Origin of the sequence: Williamsoniiplasma somnilux, from assembly GCF_002804005.1 — a bacterium.
Lineage (GTDB): Bacteria > Bacillota_I > Bacilli_A > Mycoplasmatales > Mycoplasmataceae > Williamsoniiplasma > Williamsoniiplasma somnilux.
This window is the reverse complement of the sequence record NZ_CP024965.1, coordinates 668,177-689,524: the sequence shown is the minus strand read 5'-3', so window position 1 is coordinate 689,524 and position 21,348 is coordinate 668,177. Positions and strand designations below refer to the sequence as shown.

14 protein-coding genes and 10 tRNA genes are annotated in these 21,348 nt (G+C 28.6%); 22 read left to right on the top strand and 2 right to left on the bottom strand.

The window, feature by feature from the left end:
• The first annotated feature begins 2 nt into the window (after window positions 1–2).
• The 4 genes from ESOMN_RS03865 (at window position 3) to potCD (ending at window position 6,945) form a co-directional block, all read left to right on the top strand.
• Complete coding sequence (locus tag ESOMN_RS03865; protein WP_024863484.1) at window positions 3–1,448, top strand: glycoside hydrolase family 1 protein; 1,446 nt, start codon at window positions 3–5, stop codon at window positions 1,446–1,448.
• A 437-nt stretch (window positions 1,449–1,885) separates the two neighbouring features.
• Window positions 1,886–2,941 (top strand): spermidine/putrescine ABC transporter ATP-binding protein, encoded by a 1,056-nt coding sequence (potA, locus tag ESOMN_RS03040; RefSeq protein ID WP_024863483.1) that lies wholly within the window; start codon window positions 1,886–1,888, stop codon window positions 2,939–2,941.
• Between the two features lie 27 nt (window positions 2,942–2,968).
• Window positions 2,969–3,958 (top strand): spermidine/putrescine ABC transporter permease, encoded by a 990-nt coding sequence (gene potB, locus ESOMN_RS03035; protein WP_024863482.1) that lies wholly within the window; start codon window positions 2,969–2,971, stop codon window positions 3,956–3,958.
• Window positions 3,919–6,945, top strand: coding sequence for a spermidine/putrescine ABC transporter permease/substrate-binding protein (potCD, locus tag ESOMN_RS03030; RefSeq protein ID WP_024863481.1), 3,027 nt, complete (start codon window positions 3,919–3,921; stop codon window positions 6,943–6,945). The genes potB and potCD overlap by 40 nt, the downstream gene beginning before the upstream one ends.
• Before the next feature lie 622 nt (window positions 6,946–7,567).
• Here potCD and ESOMN_RS03025 read toward each other — a convergent pair.
• A complete protein-coding gene (locus tag ESOMN_RS03025) occupies window positions 7,568–8,647 on the bottom strand; it encodes a hypothetical protein (protein WP_024863480.1) in 1,080 nt (359 codons plus the stop codon).
• A gap of 317 nt (window positions 8,648–8,964) precedes the next feature.
• Here ESOMN_RS03025 and ESOMN_RS03020 point away from each other — a divergent pair, with 317 nt between their 5' ends.
• The 3 genes from ESOMN_RS03020 (at window position 8,965) to ESOMN_RS03010 (ending at window position 10,594) form a co-directional block, all read left to right on the top strand.
• On the top strand, window positions 8,965–9,285 hold the full coding sequence (locus ESOMN_RS03020; RefSeq protein WP_024863479.1) for a PadR family transcriptional regulator: 321 nt from the start codon (window positions 8,965–8,967) through the stop codon (window positions 9,283–9,285).
• A complete protein-coding gene (locus ESOMN_RS03015; protein ID WP_024863478.1) occupies window positions 9,278–10,447 on the top strand; it encodes a DUF1700 domain-containing protein in 1,170 nt (389 codons plus the stop codon). The genes ESOMN_RS03020 and ESOMN_RS03015 overlap by 8 nt, the downstream gene beginning before the upstream one ends.
• A 72-nt stretch (window positions 10,448–10,519) precedes the next feature.
• Window positions 10,520–10,594: transfer RNA gene (locus ESOMN_RS03010), tRNA-Cys, on the top strand.
• A 62-nt stretch (window positions 10,595–10,656) separates the two neighbouring features.
• Here ESOMN_RS03010 and ESOMN_RS03005 read toward each other — a convergent pair.
• Complete coding sequence (locus ESOMN_RS03005; protein ID WP_024863477.1) at window positions 10,657–11,538, bottom strand: lipoprotein; 882 nt, start codon at window positions 11,536–11,538, stop codon at window positions 10,657–10,659.
• Between the two features lie 446 nt (window positions 11,539–11,984).
• Here ESOMN_RS03005 and ESOMN_RS03000 point away from each other — a divergent pair.
• From ESOMN_RS03000 to mgtA, 15 genes are all read left to right on the top strand, one after another.
• A tRNA-Arg gene (locus ESOMN_RS03000) sits at window positions 11,985–12,061 on the top strand.
• A 53-nt stretch (window positions 12,062–12,114) separates the two neighbouring features.
• Window positions 12,115–12,191 (top strand) — tRNA-Pro (locus ESOMN_RS02995).
• A 5-nt stretch (window positions 12,192–12,196) separates the two neighbouring features.
• Window positions 12,197–12,272, top strand: a tRNA-Ala gene (locus ESOMN_RS02990).
• Between the two features lie 10 nt (window positions 12,273–12,282).
• Window positions 12,283–12,359: transfer RNA gene (locus tag ESOMN_RS02985), tRNA-Met, on the top strand.
• A gap of 15 nt (window positions 12,360–12,374) precedes the next feature.
• Window positions 12,375–12,451 (top strand) — tRNA-Ile (locus tag ESOMN_RS02980).
• A 45-nt stretch (window positions 12,452–12,496) separates the two neighbouring features.
• Window positions 12,497–12,589, top strand: a tRNA-Ser gene (locus ESOMN_RS02975).
• A gap of 19 nt (window positions 12,590–12,608) precedes the next feature.
• Window positions 12,609–12,684 (top strand) — tRNA-Met (locus tag ESOMN_RS02970).
• A gap of 1 nt (window position 12,685) precedes the next feature.
• A tRNA-Asp gene (locus ESOMN_RS02965) sits at window positions 12,686–12,762 on the top strand.
• Window positions 12,763–12,772: 10 nt separating this feature from the next.
• Window positions 12,773–12,848 (top strand) — tRNA-Phe (locus ESOMN_RS02960).
• A 237-nt stretch (window positions 12,849–13,085) separates the two neighbouring features.
• On the top strand, window positions 13,086–14,000 hold the full coding sequence (locus ESOMN_RS02955) for a lipoprotein (protein WP_024863476.1): 915 nt from the start codon (window positions 13,086–13,088) through the stop codon (window positions 13,998–14,000).
• Window positions 14,001–14,094: 94 nt separating this feature from the next.
• Entirely contained in the window at window positions 14,095–14,814 is a 720-nt protein-coding gene (gene nagB / locus ESOMN_RS02950) for a glucosamine-6-phosphate deaminase (protein ID WP_034942369.1), read from the top strand.
• 106 nt (window positions 14,815–14,920) lie between these two features.
• Entirely contained in the window at window positions 14,921–15,667 is a 747-nt protein-coding gene (gene tpiA, locus ESOMN_RS02945) for a triose-phosphate isomerase (RefSeq protein ID WP_024863475.1), read from the top strand.
• Window positions 15,668–15,671: 4 nt separating this feature from the next.
• On the top strand, window positions 15,672–16,502 hold the full coding sequence (locus ESOMN_RS02940; protein WP_034942366.1) for a Cof-type HAD-IIB family hydrolase: 831 nt from the start codon (window positions 15,672–15,674) through the stop codon (window positions 16,500–16,502).
• Window positions 16,503–16,515: 13 nt separating this feature from the next.
• Window positions 16,516–18,111 carry a 2,3-bisphosphoglycerate-independent phosphoglycerate mutase gene (gene gpmI / locus ESOMN_RS02935; RefSeq protein ID WP_024863473.1) on the top strand — a complete coding sequence of 532 codons (1,596 nt, stop codon included), beginning with the start codon at window positions 16,516–16,518 and terminating at the stop codon, window positions 18,109–18,111.
• 411 nt (window positions 18,112–18,522) lie between these two features.
• Complete coding sequence (mgtA, locus tag ESOMN_RS02930; protein ID WP_024863472.1) at window positions 18,523–21,345, top strand: magnesium-translocating P-type ATPase; 2,823 nt, start codon at window positions 18,523–18,525, stop codon at window positions 21,343–21,345.
• Window positions 21,346–21,348: the final 3 nt, after the last annotated feature.

Genomic DNA, 21,348 nt, shown 5'->3' with positions numbered 1-21,348 from the left:
AAATGAAAAAACTTAAATTTGATAAAAAATTTTTAATTGGAGGAGCAGTTGCCGCAAATCAAATAGAAGGTGCTTACGATATAAAAAATAAAGGCTTAAGTATTGCTGATTTACGTAGATATAATTCAAAATTAGATAGAAAAAATATCAATACAGAGAGACCGATGACAAAGGAAAAAATTATGGATGCTTTGTCGTTTAATCCAAAATTTATTTACCCTAAAAGATTCGGAATAGATTTTTACTACAAATATAAGGAGGATATTGCTTTATTTGGAGAAATGAAAATGAATGTTTTTAGAACATCAATTGCATGAACAAGAATTTTTCCAAATGGAATAGAGGAAAAACCTAATCAAGACGGTTTAGATTTTTATAAAGATATTTTTGAAGAATGTAAAAAATATAATATTGAACCATTAGTAACTATAAGTCATTATGAAACACCATATTATTTGATAAAAGAATATGGTGGTTGAAAAAACAAAAAGCTAATTAATTTATTTATTCATTTTGCAAAAACAGTATATTCTGAGTATAAAGAAATTGTTAAATATTGAATGCCATTTAATGAAATAAATGCAGCTATTTATAGCAAATGAGCTGGGGCTGGATTAATGGATGATGAAGATAATTTGACAGCAAGCGTTCATCAATCAATGCATAATTTATTTGTCGCAAATGCACTTGCTGTAAAAGTGGGTCATGAAATAAATTCTAATTTCATGATAGGTTGCATGATTGCCGGGATGCAATCGTACCCAATAACCTGCAAACCCGAAGATGTATTAGCAACTTTAAAAGATCAACAACTAAAAAAATATTTTTTCTTTGATGTAATGTGTAAGGGTTATTATCCATCGTATTATAAAAAATATTTAAAAGATCAAAAAATTCAAGTAGACGCAACACCAGAAGAATTAGAAATTATTAAAAATAATATTGTTGATTATTGTGGTTTTAGTTATTATATGTCAGGAACTTCAGGTGAGCAAATTTCAAAAGAAAATGAAGGTAATTTAATAACCATGGGTAAAAACCCTTATTTAAAATCCACAGAATGAGGATGACAAATTGATCCTATTGGTTTGAAGATTATGATGCATGAATTATGAGATAGATACCAACTACCGCTATTCATTGCAGAAAATGGTATAGGTGTCACAGAAGTTTTGAATGATAATAACACAGTTGAAGATGATTATAGAATAGAATATTTAAAATTGCATTTACAAAATATTTTGGAAGCTATCGATGAAGGTGTAAATTGCTTCGGGTATACGATGTGAACACCAATTGACATAATTTCTCACGGAACTAGTGAAATGTCTAAAAGATATGGATTAATATTTGTCGATCAAAATGATTATTGTGAAGGCACTAAAAAAAGATATAAAAAGAAATCTTTTGAGTGATTTAAAAAATTTCGAGAAACAGGATATTTATAAAAATTTATTTAATTTTTAATGTTCGCTTTTGCGAACATTTTTAAATTATTAAAATCAAATTTTAGTTATAGTTTTAATAAAAAATATTAAATTATTGCACATTCTTGTAATAATATTGGAAATAATAAATTCTTAAAAGTTTAAAAAAATGATTTTTTTAAACTATTTATTATAAAATAAATGAGAACTAAATTGGAGGTGAAATAGTAATGTTGAAAATGATTAAAAATATATATTTAGCGAATGCAGAACAGTACTTAATTTTAGAATGATTAAACGTTGCTATTGCGCATACCAATCGCTATGAAATAGTATTAGAAACTGAAAGTCTCTCCCTTAATTAGAAGCTATTTATTTAAAGGCATTTTTTAATGTGCCTTTTTAGCTTCATTTTTTGTATTTAAAAATTAAAATATTAAAAAACTAGGAGAATTAACATGGAAAACAATATTATTGAAATTAGAAATGTGACCAAAGATTATGATGGTCGTGTCGTTTTGAAAGGAATCAGTTTCAATGTCCGTGAGGGTGAGTTTATTACTCTTTTAGGACCTTCGGGTTGTGGAAAAACAACAACTTTAAGAATTCTTGGTGGTTTTGAAAACCCAAATGCCGGGGAAGTTTTATTTGAAGGCAAGAATTTGTTACCAATTAAAATTAATAAACGTCAAATTAATACTATTTTTCAATCTTATGCATTATTTCCACATTTAAATGTATTTGAAAACATTGCCTTTGGATTAAAAAATAAGAAATCAAAAAAGGAATTAATTGAACGTGAAGTTATGAAACAAATTCGTCAAGTTGGTCTTGAAGGTTTCGAAGACAAAAGAGTTACTGATTTGTCTGGGGGACAACGTCAACGTGTGGCGATTGCTCGTGCTTTAGTTATGAAACCAAGAGTTTTATTGCTAGACGAACCAATGGCGGCATTAGATGTACATTTACGAAAAACGATGCAAGAAGAATTAAAACGTTTGCAAAAAGAAATTGGAATCACTTTTATTATGGTTTCTCATGATCAAGAAGAAGCTTTAGCAATGTCTGATCGTATTGTGGTTTTAAATGAAGGAACTATTCAACAAATTGGTACTCCAACAGATATTTATAATGAACCAGAAAATTTATGAGTCGCTAGATTTATTGGTTCATCAAATGTTATTCAAGATGCAGTTTTTATTAAAGATAAATTAGTTAATTTTGATGGCAAAGATTTTGAATGTGTAGATAATGGATTTGGAATTGATGAAGACAACATCGATTTAGTTATTAGACCTGAAGATATTGATATTCGTAAACCCAATATCGGATTTTTTAATGGGGAAGTTACTAACGCTATTTTTAAAGGTGTTTATTGAGAAATTACTGTTAATACCACCAAAAAGAGACAATGACTTGTTCATACAACTGACTTTTTTGAAATTGGAACCAAAGTTTCAATTAAATGAAATGTTGAAGATATTCATGTAATGTGGAAAGAAATTGATAATTAAAACTTTTAAAAAAGAAAGGAGCAAAATATGCCCAAACTTCGAAAAAAAGTGGTTGAAGAAAATTTCAACCAAGCAGAATTGGATACAGCAATTGATCAAGAAGTAAAACGTCAATCAAGATTGCAATTTAAAGATTTATCTAAAGCTTTTAGTAATACTAAAATATTTAACTTTGCCAAAGATAAAGCATGACCTATTTTATTACCATTTTTTATTGTCATGTTATTTTTGATTGTTCTACCATTAGTGTCAATTATTATTTATTCAGTTGTGCAACCAACAGGCAATGCAATTATGTTTAAGGTGACTTTTGAAAATTTTATTCAAATGTTTACCAGTTCATCAATTATGTTAGCTTTGTCTTTGTCAGTAGCTTATGCTTTAATAGCTGCTTTATTATGCGTTATTATTGGGTATCCGATTGCATTAATCATGGCGCAATTAAAATCAAAAATATTAGCAAGAAATATGTGAGTTTTAGTAACGATGCCAATTTGAATTTCGATGTTACTAAAAATTTTAGGTTTACAAACATTTTTTTACATGTTAAGTCCTACATTTATCGGAACTCCAATTTCAGTTATTGTCGGAATGGTATATATGTTTTTACCATTTGCAATAACTCCAATTTATGATTCATTAGAATCTCGTCAATTGGATTTAGAAGAAGCAGCCAAAGATTTGGGTGCTTCTAGTTGAAAATCATTTTGATCAGTTACTTTCAGATATTCTATTCCTGGTGTTTTAACAGCATTTTCGTTAGTAATTGTGCAAGCCGCAACTTCACTAATTGTTGTTCATTATCTTGGAGACGGAAAAGTTCAATTGATTTCTTCAGTAATTGAATCTTATTTCTTTAAAGGAAATAATTTTGGTTATGGCGCCGCTATATCTGTCGTTTTAACGGCAATGATTTTCTTATTAATGTTAATTATTCGTTTATTGAGTAATAAATTTGAAACGAAAGGTAAAAGAAAATGAAAAAATTCTTCAAAGGTAGTTACTTCGCAATTATAATGGCCTTTATTTACATTCCGATAATAATAATGATTATTTTTTCATTTAACTCGGGAGGAACAACTTTCTCATTTCTTGGTTGAGATACCAAATGATATGGAGAGTTTATTAATAATTCACCATTTGTAAAATCGATTATAACTTCATTATTTGTGGCTGTTATTTCAACAGCCGTATCGCTAGTCATTGGAACAATGGCAGCGATAGGACTTAGCAGAACTAAATCGGTGACTCAAAAATCATGATTTAATGTCGCTAACATTCCTCTTATAAACGCTGATGTTGTTACAGCCGTTTCTTTAATGATTATTTTTATTGTTTCAGGAATGAGTTTTGGAATTGGAACTTTGATCATGGCCCACATTTCATTTAACGTTCCTTACGTTCTAATTACTGTAATGCCAAGATTGAGAAAAATTGATAAATCTTTACTTGAATCAGCACAAGATTTGGGTGCTAAACCATACCAAGTTTTATTTAAAGTGATATTACCAATTTTAAAACCAGCAATTATCACTGCTGCAGCAATTGCTTTTGCAATGAGTTTTGATGATTTTATCATTTCTTATTTTACTGGTGGAAGTCAAACTAACGTATCAACATTTATTTATACAGCAAAAAAAATTAAACCATTTATTTTTGCTTTTGGAACTATTTTGGTTGGAGCTATTGTTTTAGTAATAATTGGATGAAATGCATTTGCAATTTTTAAACAGCACAAAGAACAAAACAAAGAAGCAATTAAATCTGGTTTATATAAACAAAAACAAATTCATAAATTAAATTTAGCAATTGATGAATTAGTAGCAATTATTGAATCAGGACAAATTATTAGACCAACAAAAAAAATCAATCTTTGAGTTAAGTATTGATTTGTAAATTTAAAATTAAAATGAATTGCTTCAAGAAACTTTGATAAAAAAATTGCTAAATTAGAATGAAAGCAATCACGAATTAAATCACAAATAAATAAAGAAAAGCGTTATTATTCACGTCGTGATAATACAAAAAAACAATTGAAAAAATTAAATGCACAATTAGCAAGAACTAAGACAGATGTTAAAAAAGCAGCTAAATTAACTCTTCAAATTGAAAAACTTGAAGATAAATTAATTTTTTTAAATGAAGAAATTGAATACATTGAAAATCGTGATGAATTATCTAAGCAAAAAGCCAAAGAAATTCAAAATGATATCAAAAAGTTAAAATACAACTTTAAAAAAGAAATTAAACCTTCAAAGAAAACTATTTCTTGATACAACAAAAAAATTAAAGAATTAGAACAATGAAAAATTGAAGTTGAAGAAGGTAAAAATCATTACAAACTACGCTTGGTTGTGGAACGTTTAAAAAATGTTAAAGAATTAAACTATAACCAAATTATTTTATTAAATGAAAAGTCTTTACATTTATACAATTTAACTCATCCTAAAAAATCTTTAACTTCAAAATTAGATTATCAAATTTTAAAAACTAAAAATGAAAATGAAAAACAAAATTTAATAATTGAAAAACAAGCTCAATTATTAAAATTCAATAATAAATATTTTTTCACAATAGATAAAAAGCTTCAAGATTTGAATTTTTTCTATCGTAAAGTTGAAAAATTGAAAAACAAATTAAATCCTCCCGATGATAGAGAAATTATTCATACTAAAGGATTTATTGTTAGAAGTTGAAAAATAATTGCTGTTTCCTTAATTGGTTTATCAGCTTTTGCTGGCTTAACAGTTGCGTATATTAAAAACAATATTTATGATTTAGTAATTGGTAATTGAGGAGAGTATATTGATCCAGATATTATTACTGATTTTGAAAAAAAATACGGAGTAAAAGTTAATTATCAAGAATATGATTCTAATGAAACTTTGTACAACAAGTTATATACATTTAACTATGATGTTATGGTACCAAGCGATTATATGGTTCAAAAATTAGCTCAAGAAAACGCATTATTAAAATTGGATTATAGCAAATTAAACGTTAAAGGTACTATTGATGGTAAGGATTTAAATCCTAATAAACCCCAAGAAGGTCAAGAACAGGTTGAACTTGTTAGTGGACTTTTAGAAACAATGCACAGCTCAAAGGCTAAAGAAAGTGAAGAAGATTCGAAGTTATATCCTGAACAAACACAATCAACAGGAACAATTTTGAGTTATGCTATTCCATATTTTTGAGGTGATTTAGTAATGGTTGTTAACCCTACAGAAGCTAATAAAGAATTTTTAACAAGTAACGGAGTAAACATAGATCCAAATACTAACGAAATAATTTCGACAACTTTATCTTGAGATTTGTTATGAAAAGCTAAAGATGCAAATAAACGTTTAGCACTAAATTCTGATCCTAAAAACATTTTTATGTTGGCTGCTGAAAAAAATTATCAAAAAGTTAATTTAAATAAAATTACAGAAGTAGATGTTGCAGCTAAAGATGTTAAAAATTTAATTTTAGCAAACAACGTTTCTTTAAATGGTGATGACTTAATTACCAAAGTTTCCTTAGGTCAATTCGATTTTGCCCTAATGTATAATGGTGATGCTTTGTATGCAAATCAAGTTTATAATCATGAAGATGATGAAGACGATTCAAATGATGGTGAAACTAAATTTATATATGGACGCCCCAACAAAAAAAATGTAACAACGGGTTATAACGAAGGAACTAATATTTTTTCCGATAATATGGTTATTTCTAAAAAGTCTAATCACCAAGATTTAGCTTACTTATGAGTCAATTTCATTTTAGAAAATATGAATCTTATTACAAGTTATGTAGGTATTCCTTCTCCATCGCAAAGTGCAATGGATGAAATGTTGGCAGAAGATGGAGATTTCGCAGATTATCCTGATTTGTACAAACCTAAAGATGTTTATGAAGGTCTATCCGAAGAAGGGAAACAATTATCTTTCCAATATCAAGAAGGTATTGATGATTACTTAGTTGATCAATATAACAATATTGTTTCAGGAAAAATAGGTTAAAAAGTTAACTGAAAATGATAATTATTGAACATTTGAAATAAAGTGTATTATTCGAAAGTGATATTTTTGTAGTTAATATACTTTTATGATAATTTTCTTTCTTTGACAAAAAGTGTTTTTATTTAAATATCAAGGTCAAAGATTCCATGATAAAACGCAAATTACTAATGTTTAAATATAATAAAATTTACATTGAAACCTTTAAAATTTTAAAAAACATAAATATTAAATAATAATATAAATACATCCAGTTAATAATGTGTCATCCACTTTATTTTCAGCATACAAATTTTCTCCTAAAACAAATGGTTTTAAATAATTTTGAAAAAATAAAATATTTACTAGATAATTTAGAATTAACATTTTTTTCAGATTAAAAGCAAAAAACTTAAACAAAATAATTTTAAAACAGTCAAAAAATTTGTCGATAAGTGTGTTTTAATATTAAAAATATTAAAAGTTTTTTTAAAAACAAAAAACAAAGTAAAGAATTTTTTATTCAAAAATTTATAAAGATAGTTTTTTGAATAAATTTAAAAACCAATATATAAAACAAAAAGCAGTTTTCACTGCTTTTTTACATTTTTAGATAAATAAGTTTCAAATATTTTTACAAATTTATTTATTCTAAACGAACTCCTACTCCTATATCAGCAGATAGAAAAGCATCAGAACGTGAATTAGAAGTTATAACGGCTTGTTCTAATAAAAATTGTAGATAATAATTACCCTTTTCTTCATATCATGTATATCCTATTCAGGTTTGCACTCAACATTTGGCAAGAGTTTCACTCACTTCTTTATCAACAATTGTAGTCGAAGTGTATTTATCAAAATTTTCTTCGTTTACACTATTGATTTTTACATTATTGTAACTTTCGAACGCTAAATGCAGATTTTTAGGTCAATCTCAGTGACCTCTAGTTTTATCTCATCTTCATTCTACGTTCCTTCCAGCCTCTACAAAATTGAAGTATTTGTAATTAGGTTTTTGTTTTCCTAAATTTAAGGTTAACATTGAATTTAATTTTGGTTTGTCTTTTGTAGTTCCTATTATATCATAAGCTGTTTTAATTTCTTTAGTGTGATTAGAATTCCAATAAAATGTTTGCGGCACTGGCACTACGGATCCTTCTTTTTGATATTCTGTTTCAAAAGAAATTTTATATCCGCTTAGTATTTGATATTTTGTTAATTCTAAACTCGGAATGTAAGAATAAAGATTCCCTACAATTGATTCATTGTCTGCGATTGCTGTAAATATAATAGAATATTTATAAACTTTTTCAGTCACATTTGATGAAAATTCAACATCTACTGTTGCGTTTTCTATTTTTCAAGTTTTTGCATTTAAAATTTTTCCCATTGCAGTATTTGATAATTCAATTTTTCCTGCTTCTGATAAACCATTAAATTTACCTTGGCTAGATTTTATAATTAAATTCCCCGCGTCATTACTTGCAACTTCTTCTTTTATTTCTTTAACAAAAGAAGAAAATTCATTTGTATAATCTTTAATTCCTGCAATAAAATTTCCATTTGAATCAATAAATTTTTTATTATCAATATTCAATTCAAATTTTTTTTGAATAATTTCTTTGTTTTTATTAATTTGATTAATATTTTGTGTTTCAAAAATAGCTGGTGCAATAAAACTTGTCGGTGTTATCATTGCACTTATCATCGTAATTAATTTTATCATTTAATAAATCCTCCATTAAAAATTTATGTTAAACATTTTTGTAAAAAAATTATCTTTTCCGCATTTTAATAAAATCCTCAAAAAATTTAGATTTATTCATATTCTTTAACGCCCTCTCCCTTTAGTAAAAAAAACTTTTTCATTTTCTATAATTTTCTATAAAGTTATTTAATATGTAAGTTAAATATGAATTTATTATAAGACCAAATTATTGCAAAAACATTAAAATAATTTAAATTAAAAAAAATATTGATTTTTTTATTTTACTACTTGATAATATATAATACTTGATATAGTATAGTAGTGGAGAAAAAAGAATGGATATTCAACTTAAAAAAGGAATTTTAGAATTAGTCATTCTTAAATTCCTAAGTAGTAGAGATTATTATGGCTATGAATTAAATAAAGATATTAACGAAATTTTACAACTCAATGAATCAACAGTTTACGCTTTGTTAAAAAAATTAATTGAAAAAAATTTATGTATTCAATATATTAAAAATTCCGATAATGGTCCATCTCGCAAATATTATCAAATTACGACATTAGGAATGCAACATCTAAAAAATTTAGAGCAAGAATGAATTGAATTTAATATGAAAATATCAGTTCTACTAGGAGGAGAATATTATGAATAAAGAAAAAAATATGAAGATAAAAACTTTTCAAAATTACCAGATCAATGTTAAAAAACATGCTAAATTACATAATAAATATAAGAATATGTGATTAAAAAATTTAAACAAAGCTTTATTCTTTTTAGAAGATGCTGATCGCCAAGATTTTATTAGTTCTTATGAAGAAATGATTCGTGACAAAGTAGAACAAGAAAACATTTCTGTTGTTGATGCCATTAATAGCTTTGAACCAATTCCTGCAATTGCAAATTCTATTTATGAAGAATTTAGAGACACTGATAAAATTAAAAAAAATGAAAGTGTTTATAGAGAAAGCAAGGAATATACTTTCTCAAATGCTTTTACAAGAATTTGTTTAGCAATTTTTGTGGAACCTTGAAATATAGTGCTGTTAGCTTTTTGAGCAATATCGATATTTATTTTAGGTTTACTTTTGATTGGGATCATAGCAATTCCTGTTTTCGGAATCTGGTCATTCTTCATTTTAGAAACAATGCCTGCAGCTGGAATATTTGTATTATCATTATTTGTGACCCCGTTATATTTTTTTACTGTTTGAACATTATTTTCTATTTTTTTTATTTTGTTTAGAGAACAATATGTTTTTACTGTTTGAATTATTGATAACCAAAATTCTACAATCAAGAAAATAAGAAAAAGAAATTTATTTAATCTTTACACAGTTGTTAAACCTAAAATTTGAGTAACTATTACAATAATCTTTTTCATTGTAACAGCATCGTTATCATCAATAACTTTTGCAACTAGTAAAGGAATTTTCGTTTTTGATAATAACGCTTTCGAACACAAAACTATTACAAAATTTAATGATAATGAATTAATTGAAGGAGGAAATAATGAAGGGAATAGTCAACATTTTAATCTTCGCATCACAAGTCCTTATGAATTTAAAGTTATTGCAGAAACGAATATGCAAAGTGATGAAATTGAAATAATTGAATATTCAAAAATGCAATCACAATTCAAAAACAGAATTGCACACAAATCATCTACAAACAATGATGTAACAGATGTTAGCATTTCTATTAATCCAGAATCTTGAACCTACTACACATTCGGTTGGCCAATAGTTGTCGTTAAATTTGAATTGCATATCAATCCCGAAAATAAATTTTTCAACAATATTATTTTTAGACATTAGAGTTACTTAAACTTTTTTATTGGCTATTTCAAAAAGTTCTTACTTGTTTTATAATAAGTAAGTAATTTTATTGGTACCATGGCCAAGTGGCTAAGGCATAGGTCTGCAACACCTTGATCGTCGGTTCGAATCCGACTGGTACCTCCAGTTAAAAAACAAAACCCTTTAGAAATTTCTATTTCTAAAGGGTTTTTAATTAATTATTTGTTTTATTTTTGTGCTTGGATTAAATGTCATAGTGTAAATTCACTAAAATCATAAGTCCCTACTTCATATGTTGTGTTAGTTCCAATTTGATCTTCTGGGACCTCGTTTTCTGATTCTAAATTTTGTCTTTCATCTCTAATTGTGTGAACACCTTCTGCAAGTATTAATTGTGCCCCTTCAACTTTAATTTTTTCTCCCTTTAACTTTTGACCTGCTTCTTCGTGTGTTGAAGGGATAGTTACATCACCTTTTTCTTCCATAATGTTTTTGGCTGCTTTATTTAACTCTTCTAATATTTCATTTTCATTATTAAAAGTTATTAAATCCTTAACTTCATTGAATTCTATATCAAAATCAGTTTCGTTATGTGAAAGCATTGTTCAAACACCATATTTTAAATCATCTATTGTAATTGCTTTAATTTGATCACTGGGTACGTTTAAATCTAGTCACATATTTTTTTGAATCATTATTTCAATAGATTCTTTACCGTAAGGAACTTCGAAGCCATTATATTCAACTTTTCTTCCTGAAAGTTCTGTATATTCTTCTTTCGCAATTTCTAATTTTTCATCAATTTTTGCTTTTTCATTTTCCAATTCTATTTTTATAGCTTTTAATTGATCAAGATCAAGTTCATTGATATTTTCGATATTTTTTGTAACTTTTTGATTGTTATTTTTACTTAATTCCTCGATCTTTTCATTTACTCTATTCAAATCGTTTTCTACTTCAGTCTTTTGTTCAATTAATGTTTGAATTTCGTTTCAAATACTTCTTGATTCTTCTTCGATATTTTTAACATCATCTGTACATGCCAAAACAGTAAATCCACTTGATGCAACAAGACCTAATGATCCCATAATTGATAATAGTTTTTTCATTTATTCTCCTTTGAAATTTAGATAGATACCTGACCTATTAATTTCCGATATCACCCCTATATTAATACATTGGTTTTTACTTTTTACAAGACTATAAAAGTGTTAAAAATGAAAAAAAATAAATTTGTTTAAAATATTCATTTTATAAGTGTTTTCATTCATTTTATAAGTGTTTTTCAGTGTAATCTGTATTATTTTCAATGTTATTTTTGTCCTTAAACTATTATCAAAATTTAGATTCTCAATATATAAAAAAACCAATTGTTTTTTTCTTGGCAAAAATTATGTAATTTAACACTTTTCTATTTAAAAATGAAGTATGATTTTATTGTGTGCTTTAATGTAGAAAAGTTAAAAATACACTTGATATAATGTTTGTTTATTTGCTATAATGTAAAAGTCGTTGTTGGACACTGCGACAAACACTAAATATCAAAAGCGCTTATGCGCCCTTAGATCAATTGGATAGATCGTTTGACTACGGATCAAAAGGTTAGGGGTTCGAGTCCCTTAGGGCGCACCATTTTGAAATCAAATTGATATTTATTGTTTTACATAACCATAAATATCATTATTCGGGAAATGGCTCAGCTTGGTAGAGCATTCGGTTTGGGACCGAAGGGTCGCAGGTTCGAATCCTGTTTTCCCGACCATTTATGGGCCCTTAGCTCAGCTGGGAGAGCACCTGCCTTGCACGCAGGGGGTCGACGGTTCGATCCCGTTAGGGTCCACCATTTTATTAACGGCGGGGTAGCTCAGTTGGTTAGAGCGTTCGGTTCATACCCGAAAGGTCGGGAGTTCAAGTCTCCCCCCCGCTACCATTTATCATTATTATTGGACCTTTAGCTCAGTTGGTTAGAGCATCCGGCTCATAACCGGACGGTCATTGGTTCAAGTCCAATAAGGTCCACCATTTTTTGAAAACAAACATGGTTGGATGATGTCGGATAAACATAACGGAAGATTACCCAAGTCCGGCTGAAGGGATCGGTCTTGAAAACCGAGAGTCGGGGAAACCCGAGCGGGGGTTCGAATCCCTCATCTTCCGCCATTTAAAAATTAAATAGTGTCGCGGGATGGAGCAGTTGGTAGCTCGTCGGGCTCATAACCCGAAGGTCGTTGGTTCAAGTCCAGCTCCCGCAACCATGGCCCCATAGCGAAGTTGGTTATCGCGCCTCCCTGTCACGGAGGAGATCACGAGTTCGAGTCTCGTTGGGGTCGCCATTTTTTATAAGGTCGTGTAGCTCAGTCGGTAGAGCAGCAGATTGAAGCTCTGCGTGTCGGCGGTTCAATTCCGTCCACGACCACCATTTGAAATTAAAACACAGTATCAATAACTGAATTTAGATTAAAAGCAAGACATTCTATGTATTTTAGAATGTCTTGCTTTTTTTATTTTTAGATAAAAATCAAATTTTTAAATTCATACGATAAGTGTTGTTTTTTGTTTTTTTAGTTTTAAAATAAAAATCATAACATAGTGCACTTGTTATACAAAAACCAATCTAACATTCATGTTAAACATATTAGAAAAGAGGATTAAAATTATGAAAAAATTACTAACAGTTTTAGGAACCTTAGGATTGACAGCAGTAGCTGGTGCTACTGTTGTTTCTTGTGGCGATAAACATAAAGATGCAAAAGATTTATCAACTTTATTAAAAGATTTTAAAGCAACAAATGAAACAACTGAAAATCAAATCATATCAGCATTAAGCAAAATTGAGGGATTAAGTAAAATTAAATTAGACACAGATGTAACAATCAAAATAACTAAGGCAACAAACAAAGCTGAAGGTTCAATTTTAATTAAAGCCACCGAAAAATCTAAACTTGTTAAAGGACAATTAACATTAAAAATCGAAAAATTGTCAAATACCAATACTGAACAAGGTGCCAATGAAATTATTGATTTGAGTGAATATTTTCAGCAAATGGTCAGTAAAGTAAACTTTTTCAAAAAGAATGGTGAATCTATTATGGCTGAACTTCCAGACCAAATTTCTTTTATACCAGGATTATTAGTTTCTTTTGGTCCAACTAATTCTGCTATATTAAATTGAGAGCCTGTAAAAGATGAAGAGGGTCAACCTACTGGTGAATACGCATTAAAAGGATTAAATTCTACAGAAGAATGAAGTAAATTAAAAGACTCAATCATGAGTAATCAAAGTGAGTGAATGAGTTATGCTTTAAGAGTATTGGAAAATGGAGGATGATCTTCGGATCAAATTAAAAATCTACCACAATCCGTTATAGAAGAATTAGAGATAGATACTTTAAAAATTGACAGCGACAAAATTAGTTCAATGCAATCAATTTTAATGGATGCAATTCAAGTTATAATAGATGACTCAATAACTGTTCAAATTGAAACAGACAAAAATGGTGAGCAATCTTGAGTTATCTCTTCATCGAATTCCGATAAATTCAAAGGAACTTTTAAATATTCTGTTTTATAATTTTGTTTTTTAATTAGTTATTTAAAAATTTTTTAAAAACCCTTTAAAGAGTATTCATAAACCACTAAAATATAAAAAGTAAGAGGTAAAAAGAATGAATATTATTAAAGTAAAAAATGATGCAGAAGTCGGAATTGAAGCAGCAAAAATTATAATTAACAAAGTTAATACTCAACATAACATAACTTTAGGATTAGCAACTGGTTCAACACCACTTTCGACATACAAAAATTTAATTAAAAATTATCAAGATAAAAAGGTAAGTTTTTCCGATGTTAAAACATTCAATTTAGATGAGTATAAAGGTTTAGATGGAAATCACGATCAATCATATCGTTACTTTATGGATCATAACTTTTTTAATCACATTGATATTAAAAAAGAAAACACTAAAGTTCCATCAGGAATTGATACTTTACATCCCGAAAAATATGATGAATTAATTGCTCAAAATGGAGGAATTGATTTACAACTTTTAGGAATAGGAATTAATGGACATATTGGCTTTAACGAACCAGGTGCTAGTTTTGACTCATTAACTTCGGTTGTTGATTTAACTCCTTTAACAATTGAAGCTAATGCCCGTTTCTTTGCTTCAAAAAATGATGTTCCAACTCAAGCGGTATCGATGGGATTGAAAACAATTATGCAAGCTAAATCAATTTTATTATTAGCAATTGGTGAAAATAAAGCAGAAGCTGTTAGTCATTTGGTTAATGGCCAAATTTCACAAGAATGACCTTGTACAATTTTGCAAAATCATCCAAATGTAACAATCATAATTGATGAAGCTGCAGCTTCAAAATTAAAATAGTTGATAACATTTAAATAACCTTTTAAATAGTGCTTTTTAGCACTATTTTTAGTTATCAATAAGTATTATAATTAATGAGTTGATATACGAGAGGAAATTATTTACGATGAGACAAAAAGTTATTTTTGGGAACTGAAAAATGAATGGTACCCAAGTAGAAGTTAAAACTTTCTTAAAAAAAGTTGATAAAGCAATTAAAAAATCAGATGTAATTGCTGGATTAGGGTTACCATTTACGGCTTTAGCATCAGGAATTAAACATGCAAAAAATGTAATGATTGCAGCTGAAAATGTTTACTTTGAAAAAAACGGAGCATTTACTGGAGAAGTTTCAATCGAAATGTTACAAGAAATTGGAGTTAAATATGTGATTATTGGGCATTCAGAAAGACGTGAAATGTTTAATGAAACTGATAAAAACGTTAACCTAAAAGCTAAAGCTTTATTAGCAAACCAAATGTTACCAATTATTTGTTGTGGAGAAACTTTAGAAACTAAAGAAGCAGGAAAAACTGTTACTTTTGTTAATGCTCAAATTAAAGCGGCATACAAAGACATTAATAAAGAAGATGCACTTAATACAATTATCGCTTATGAACCAATTTGAGCAATCGGAACTGGTAAAACAGCAACTGCTAAAGATGCTCAAGAAGTATGTAAAGCAATTCGCGATAACTTAGCAAAAATTTATGACAAAAAAACCGCTGATAAAATGATTATTCAATACGGTGGTTCTGTTAAACCAAATAACATTAAAGAATTGATGTCACAAAAAGATATTGATGGAGCATTAGTTGGTGGAGCTTCATTGGTTGCTGATGATTTTATTGCTTTAATTAACTATAAAAAATAATTTAATGGATATTAAACTAATCGCTTTAGATATGGATGGAACAGTTTACTACCGAATGGGTGAGATCGTTCCATCTAATATCCCACCACTTCATGCAGCAATTGCCCAAGGTATTGATGTTGCAATCGTTACTGGTAGACCTGTTTTAGCACCACCAAATAAATTAAAAAAACATGGGTTAGTTTCTGATAAAACAGTTATTGTTGGTTACAACGGTGGATGTATTTATCACGTTGAAAAAGAAGAAGTTATTCATTCTAATCCAATTGATTCTGAGATGGCTAAAAAGGTTTTTGAACTAATTGAAAAACCAGAATATTCTCAAACAATTTTCTGAGGTTATGTTGATGATTTAAAACAGAGTGTTTTAGCTCATAATTTTAAATCAGAAGACGAAATAATTATTCCTGTTTATAAAGCAGAGAAAACTTTTTTTGAAGGAAAATATTTATATTTTAAAGATATAAAAGATAATTTTAATTTTAAATTTTTTAAAATTTTAGCATTTAATTTACAACCAGGACTTGTTGAAGAATTGAAGAAAATTGGTTTAGAATTTTCGATATCAAGTCAAGCAATAGAAATTAATGCTCCAGGCATTAATAAAAAATTTGCTGTTGAATGATTAAGTAAAAATTGAAATGTTTCTGTGGAAAACATTATGGCTATTGGCGATGGTTCAAACGATCTACCAATGATCGAATATGCTGGAGTCGGAGTTGCTATGAAAAATTCAATTCAAGAAATTAAAGATATTGCGCAAATTTATATTGATTTAACTAACGAAGAAGGTGCTGTCGGAGAAGTTATTAACCAATATGTTTTGAAAAAATAAATAAGGAGAAAATATGAAAGTAAAACAACCAGTTTTATTAGCCATTTTAGATGGTTGAGGAATTGCTTCTGAAACCGATTCAGGAAATGCAGTTGCTCAAGCTAACATGACTTTTGTTAAAGAATTAGAAAATAAATATCCATGAGTTAAAGCTCATGCATCAGGGGAATGAGTCGGATTGCCAGATGGACAAATGGGTAACTCAGAAGTTGGACATATACATTTAGGTGCAGGAAGAATTAATTTTGAATCGCTTGCTAAATTAAATAAAGAAGTAAAAACTAATGATATTGCTAAAAATTCTGAAATTGTTTCAGCTTTTGAATTTGTTAAAAAAAATAATAGTTCATTACATTTAATGGGATTATTTTCTGATGGTGGAGTACACGCTCACATTGATCACATGTTCGCAATATATCAAGCTGCTGTAAATTACGGTTTAACTTCAATTAAATTTGATTTGATTACAGACGGAAGAGATACAGCTCCCAAAGTTGCTACAACTTATTTACAAAAATTATTAGATTTAATTAAAAACAACAATGGAATTGGAAATATCGAAACAATTAATGGTAGATATTTTGCTATGGATCGTGATAAAAGAATGGAAAGATCAGCAGAGGCTTATGACGCCATCGTTGATCGTAAAAAAACCCTTTCTTTTACCGACCCACTAAAATATCTTGAAGAACAATATGCAATGGGTAAAGATGATGAAATGATTATTCCTGCATATAATGCAAATTCTCAATCAGGCTTAACAACTAATGATGCTTTAATTTTTTGTAATTTCCGTCCTGATCGTGCAATTCAAATGGCTTCAATAATGACTAATCAAAAATATCAAGCATGATCAGACCCTGCTTTCAAAGAATTAACTTTTTTAGGTGATTCAATCAGATTTGTATCAATGATGAAATATGCTGATTCAGTAATTTCAAAACACATAGCTTATCCACCAAATCCTTTAGAAAATACTTTAGGACAATATCTAGCCAATAAAGGATACCGTCAATTGCGTATTGCTGAAACTGAAAAAATTGCACATGTCACTTTCTTTTTTGATGGAGGCAATGATTATTTTAAAAATGGTTTAGCTAAACCTGAAGAAGTACAATTAAAAGGTGCAAGTATTGATTTAATCGCTTCACCAAAAGTTGCTACTTATGACTTAAAACCAGAAATGGCAGCTGTGGAAATAACTGATAAACTTTTAGAAGAAGTTGCAAAAAATGAATTTGATTTAATCGTTTTAAATTTTGCAAACTGTGATATGGTAGGCCATACAGGTGATGAATCAGCAACTATCAAAGCTGTCAAAACATTAGATAATCAATTACGTAGAATCTATGATGAATTTGTTGTTCGTCACAACGGAATTATGTTGATAACAGCTGATCATGGGAATGCAGAAGTTATGATTGATGAAACAAATAATGGGCCAAACAAAAAACATACAACTTCCTTAGTGCCGATTATTATTACTGATGATAAAATTAAACTTCGTGAAAATAATCCCGGAATTGCTGATGTAGCTCCAACGATTTTGGAATTAATGGGTATAGAAATTCCTTCAGAAATGACGCAACCTTCATTAATAAAAAAATAAAAATTTTAAAAAGTGATTTAATCACTTTTTTGTTTTTTATTAAATTTGTAATTTAATCTAAGATCAGGAAAAATATATTATAAAAAATTTTAACAAAGAAAAAAATTACAAATTTATTCACGATATATTTTAAATCACTTTTTGCCAACAAGTTTCTCTTCAGGTAAGCCAAAATAGTCTTTCAAGGCTATTTTCATTTAAACAATAAAAAAATGGAGTTTCTTTCACAAGTTTAAAAGGTTATAATTTTTAAAGAAAGTAAAGAGGTGATAACTTATGGCTGAACAAGTAAATTCAATGTCCGATAACCCAGAACCCTATAGTAAAAATAGTTTATTAAACAATGTCAAAAGTTATGCCGCTTTTATGAGCAACTAATTTTTAACTTTGTTTAATCTTAAGGAGGAAAAAATGATTAAAATCAAATCAAAATTGATTTCCAAAGATAAACAAAAGAATAAAAGAAAAAACGGATTTAGCAATGAAGGTTTAATTAAAAAAGTTTCAAAATTTAATCAAGATGAGTTAAAACATGAATTTAATCTAACTCATTTTGGTTTGACACATGATGAATACACTGAACGTGAAGAAAAATATGGTCGCAATGAATTGAAAAAGTCGCGTTTTAATTGAGGTCTAGAATTTTTTAGAGCTTTTTTAGGACCCTTTAATTTAATTCTTATTGCGATTACAATTTATTATTTTACATCTTATGCAACTTATTCGTTCGGAACTGAAGAAACTCGCACTAGCTTTGATATCGTTGGAGCAATTATTATTACAATTATGGTAATTCTTTCAGGAACAATTTCATTTGTTCAATCTGCAAGAAGTTACTTTATAACTAAAAAAATTAGTACAATAGTACAAAGTACAACTAATGTTATTCGTCATAAATCTAACGAAGATTTATTGAATTTCTTAAATGTAGATCAAAACAATCAAGTAGAACTTGTGCGTCTTGGTGAAGAAATTGACATTAAAACAATTGTACCTGGTGATTTAATTTATTTATCAAGTGGAGATATGATCCCAGCTGATGTAAGAATTATTCAATCTACAGATTTGTTTATTAACCAATCTTCGTTGACTGGGGAATCTTTACCTGTTGAAAAGCATGCTAATAATTTAGTAGAAACTACAAATATTTTAGATTTACAAAATATTTGCTATATCGGGACAAGTGTTGTTTCGGGTTCTGCTATAGCTTTTGTCATTGCAACTGGATCTAACACTTACTTTTCAACAATTGCTAAAACAATTATGGAAAAAAGACCGGAAGGAAGTTTCACCAAAGGAGTTAAAAATGTTACCCATGTTTTACTTGGGTTTATGCTGGTAATGGTGCCTATCGTTTACTTGATAAATGCCGGTGTTCATTGAGCTGGTTTAAGTTCAACTGCTGATTTAACCTTAAAAGATAATCCATGATTTAATGCAATCTTTTTTGCTGTTGCTGTTGCTGTTGGATTAACCCCAGAAATGTTACCGATGATAGTAACCACAAACCTTGCTAATGGTGCAGGGAGAATGGCAAAACAAAAAGTTGTTGTAAAAAAATTGGATGCAATCCAATCTTTAGGAGCGATTGATGTTTTATGCACTGACAAAACAGGGACATTAACAAATGACAAAATAGAATTAATAGACTTTTTAACAACTGATAAAGTTGTAGATCCCCGTCTTTTAGAATATTTATATATGAACGCATATTTTCAAACTGGTTTAAAGAATCCTATGGATAAAGCAATTATTGACTATGCATCAAAAAACAATATTAATTTTAATACTCATAAAGAATTTAAAAAAGTTGATGAAATTCCCTTTGATTTTAATCGTCGTAAATTAACAATTGTTTTTGATTCACAAGATGACGGAAGAGTCATGGTCACTAAAGGTAGTACAGAAGAAATTTTGTCTTCTTGTGACAAAATTTATTATCAAGGCAAAATCCAGCCGATTAATGAACAATTCAAAAGACAAGCAATTGCTTATTATGAAAAAATAAACAGCCAAGGTAAAAGGGTTTTAGGAATCGCTTACAAAGAAATTGCTAATGAACAAAAACGCTTTGCTGTTAGTGATGAAACAGAAATGATTTTTTTCGGTTTTGCATCTTTTTTAGATACTCCTAAACCAAGTACAACAAAAATGATTAAATTATTAAAAAAATATGGAGTTGACTTAAAAATTATTACCGGAGACAATGAATCAGTAACTAGAGCTGTATGTAACATGATTAATTTAGAAATTAGAGGAATTTTAACCGGTGTAGATGTTGATAAAATGTCTGATGAAGAATTAAAAAAAGCAGTTGAAAAATGCAACATTTTTGTTAAATTAAATCCACTTCAAAAAGTTAAAATTGTAAAAACATTAAAAGAGAATAATCATATTATTGGTTATATGGGTGACGGAATTAATGATGCTCCTGTTTTAAGACAATCTGATGTCGGAATTTCGGTAAATAATGCAACTGATATTGCAAAAGATGCTTCTGATATTATTCTTTTAGAAAAATCATTATTGGTTTTAGAAAAAGGAATTATTCAAGGACGCACTATTTTTGGAAATATTCTTAAATACATTAAACTAACTACTTCATCAAATTTTGGTAATACATTATCGTTAATAGTTGCTTCTGCATGATTGCCGTTCTTGCCAATGTTACCTGTGCAAATTTTATTTCAAAATTTATTTTATGATTTATCACAATTTGCAATGGCTGTGGATCGTGTTGATGAAAGTTTCGTTCATAAACCACAGAGATGAAAAGCTAATGATATCATTCCGTTTGTCTTATTTTTTGGACCAATAAGTTCAATGTTTGATGTGATAACTTTTGCAATTGTTGGTTATGGTCTAAATGTAATTCCTGAATACAATTCAGCAATGAATAACGGATTTGTTGACCAAGCGAATCAATTAGCCGCTAAATTCCAAGGATCATGGTTCTTAATTGGTTTAATCACTCAAGCAATGGTTGTACAAATTTTAAGAACAGAAAAAGTTCCTTTAATACAATCAAGATCACCATGACCAGTTAACGTTACTATGGTCGGAATGATTGTGTTAGCTTATGCAATTCCGTATAGTCCAATCGGAGGATTACTAAGCATGAATAGCCCTTCGCTTTGATTCATTTTAATATCATTTGGAATCATTTCTGGATATTGTATGACGGCTCAATTTGGGAAAGTAGGATATAAAAAGATTTTCAAACATTGACTATAAAAA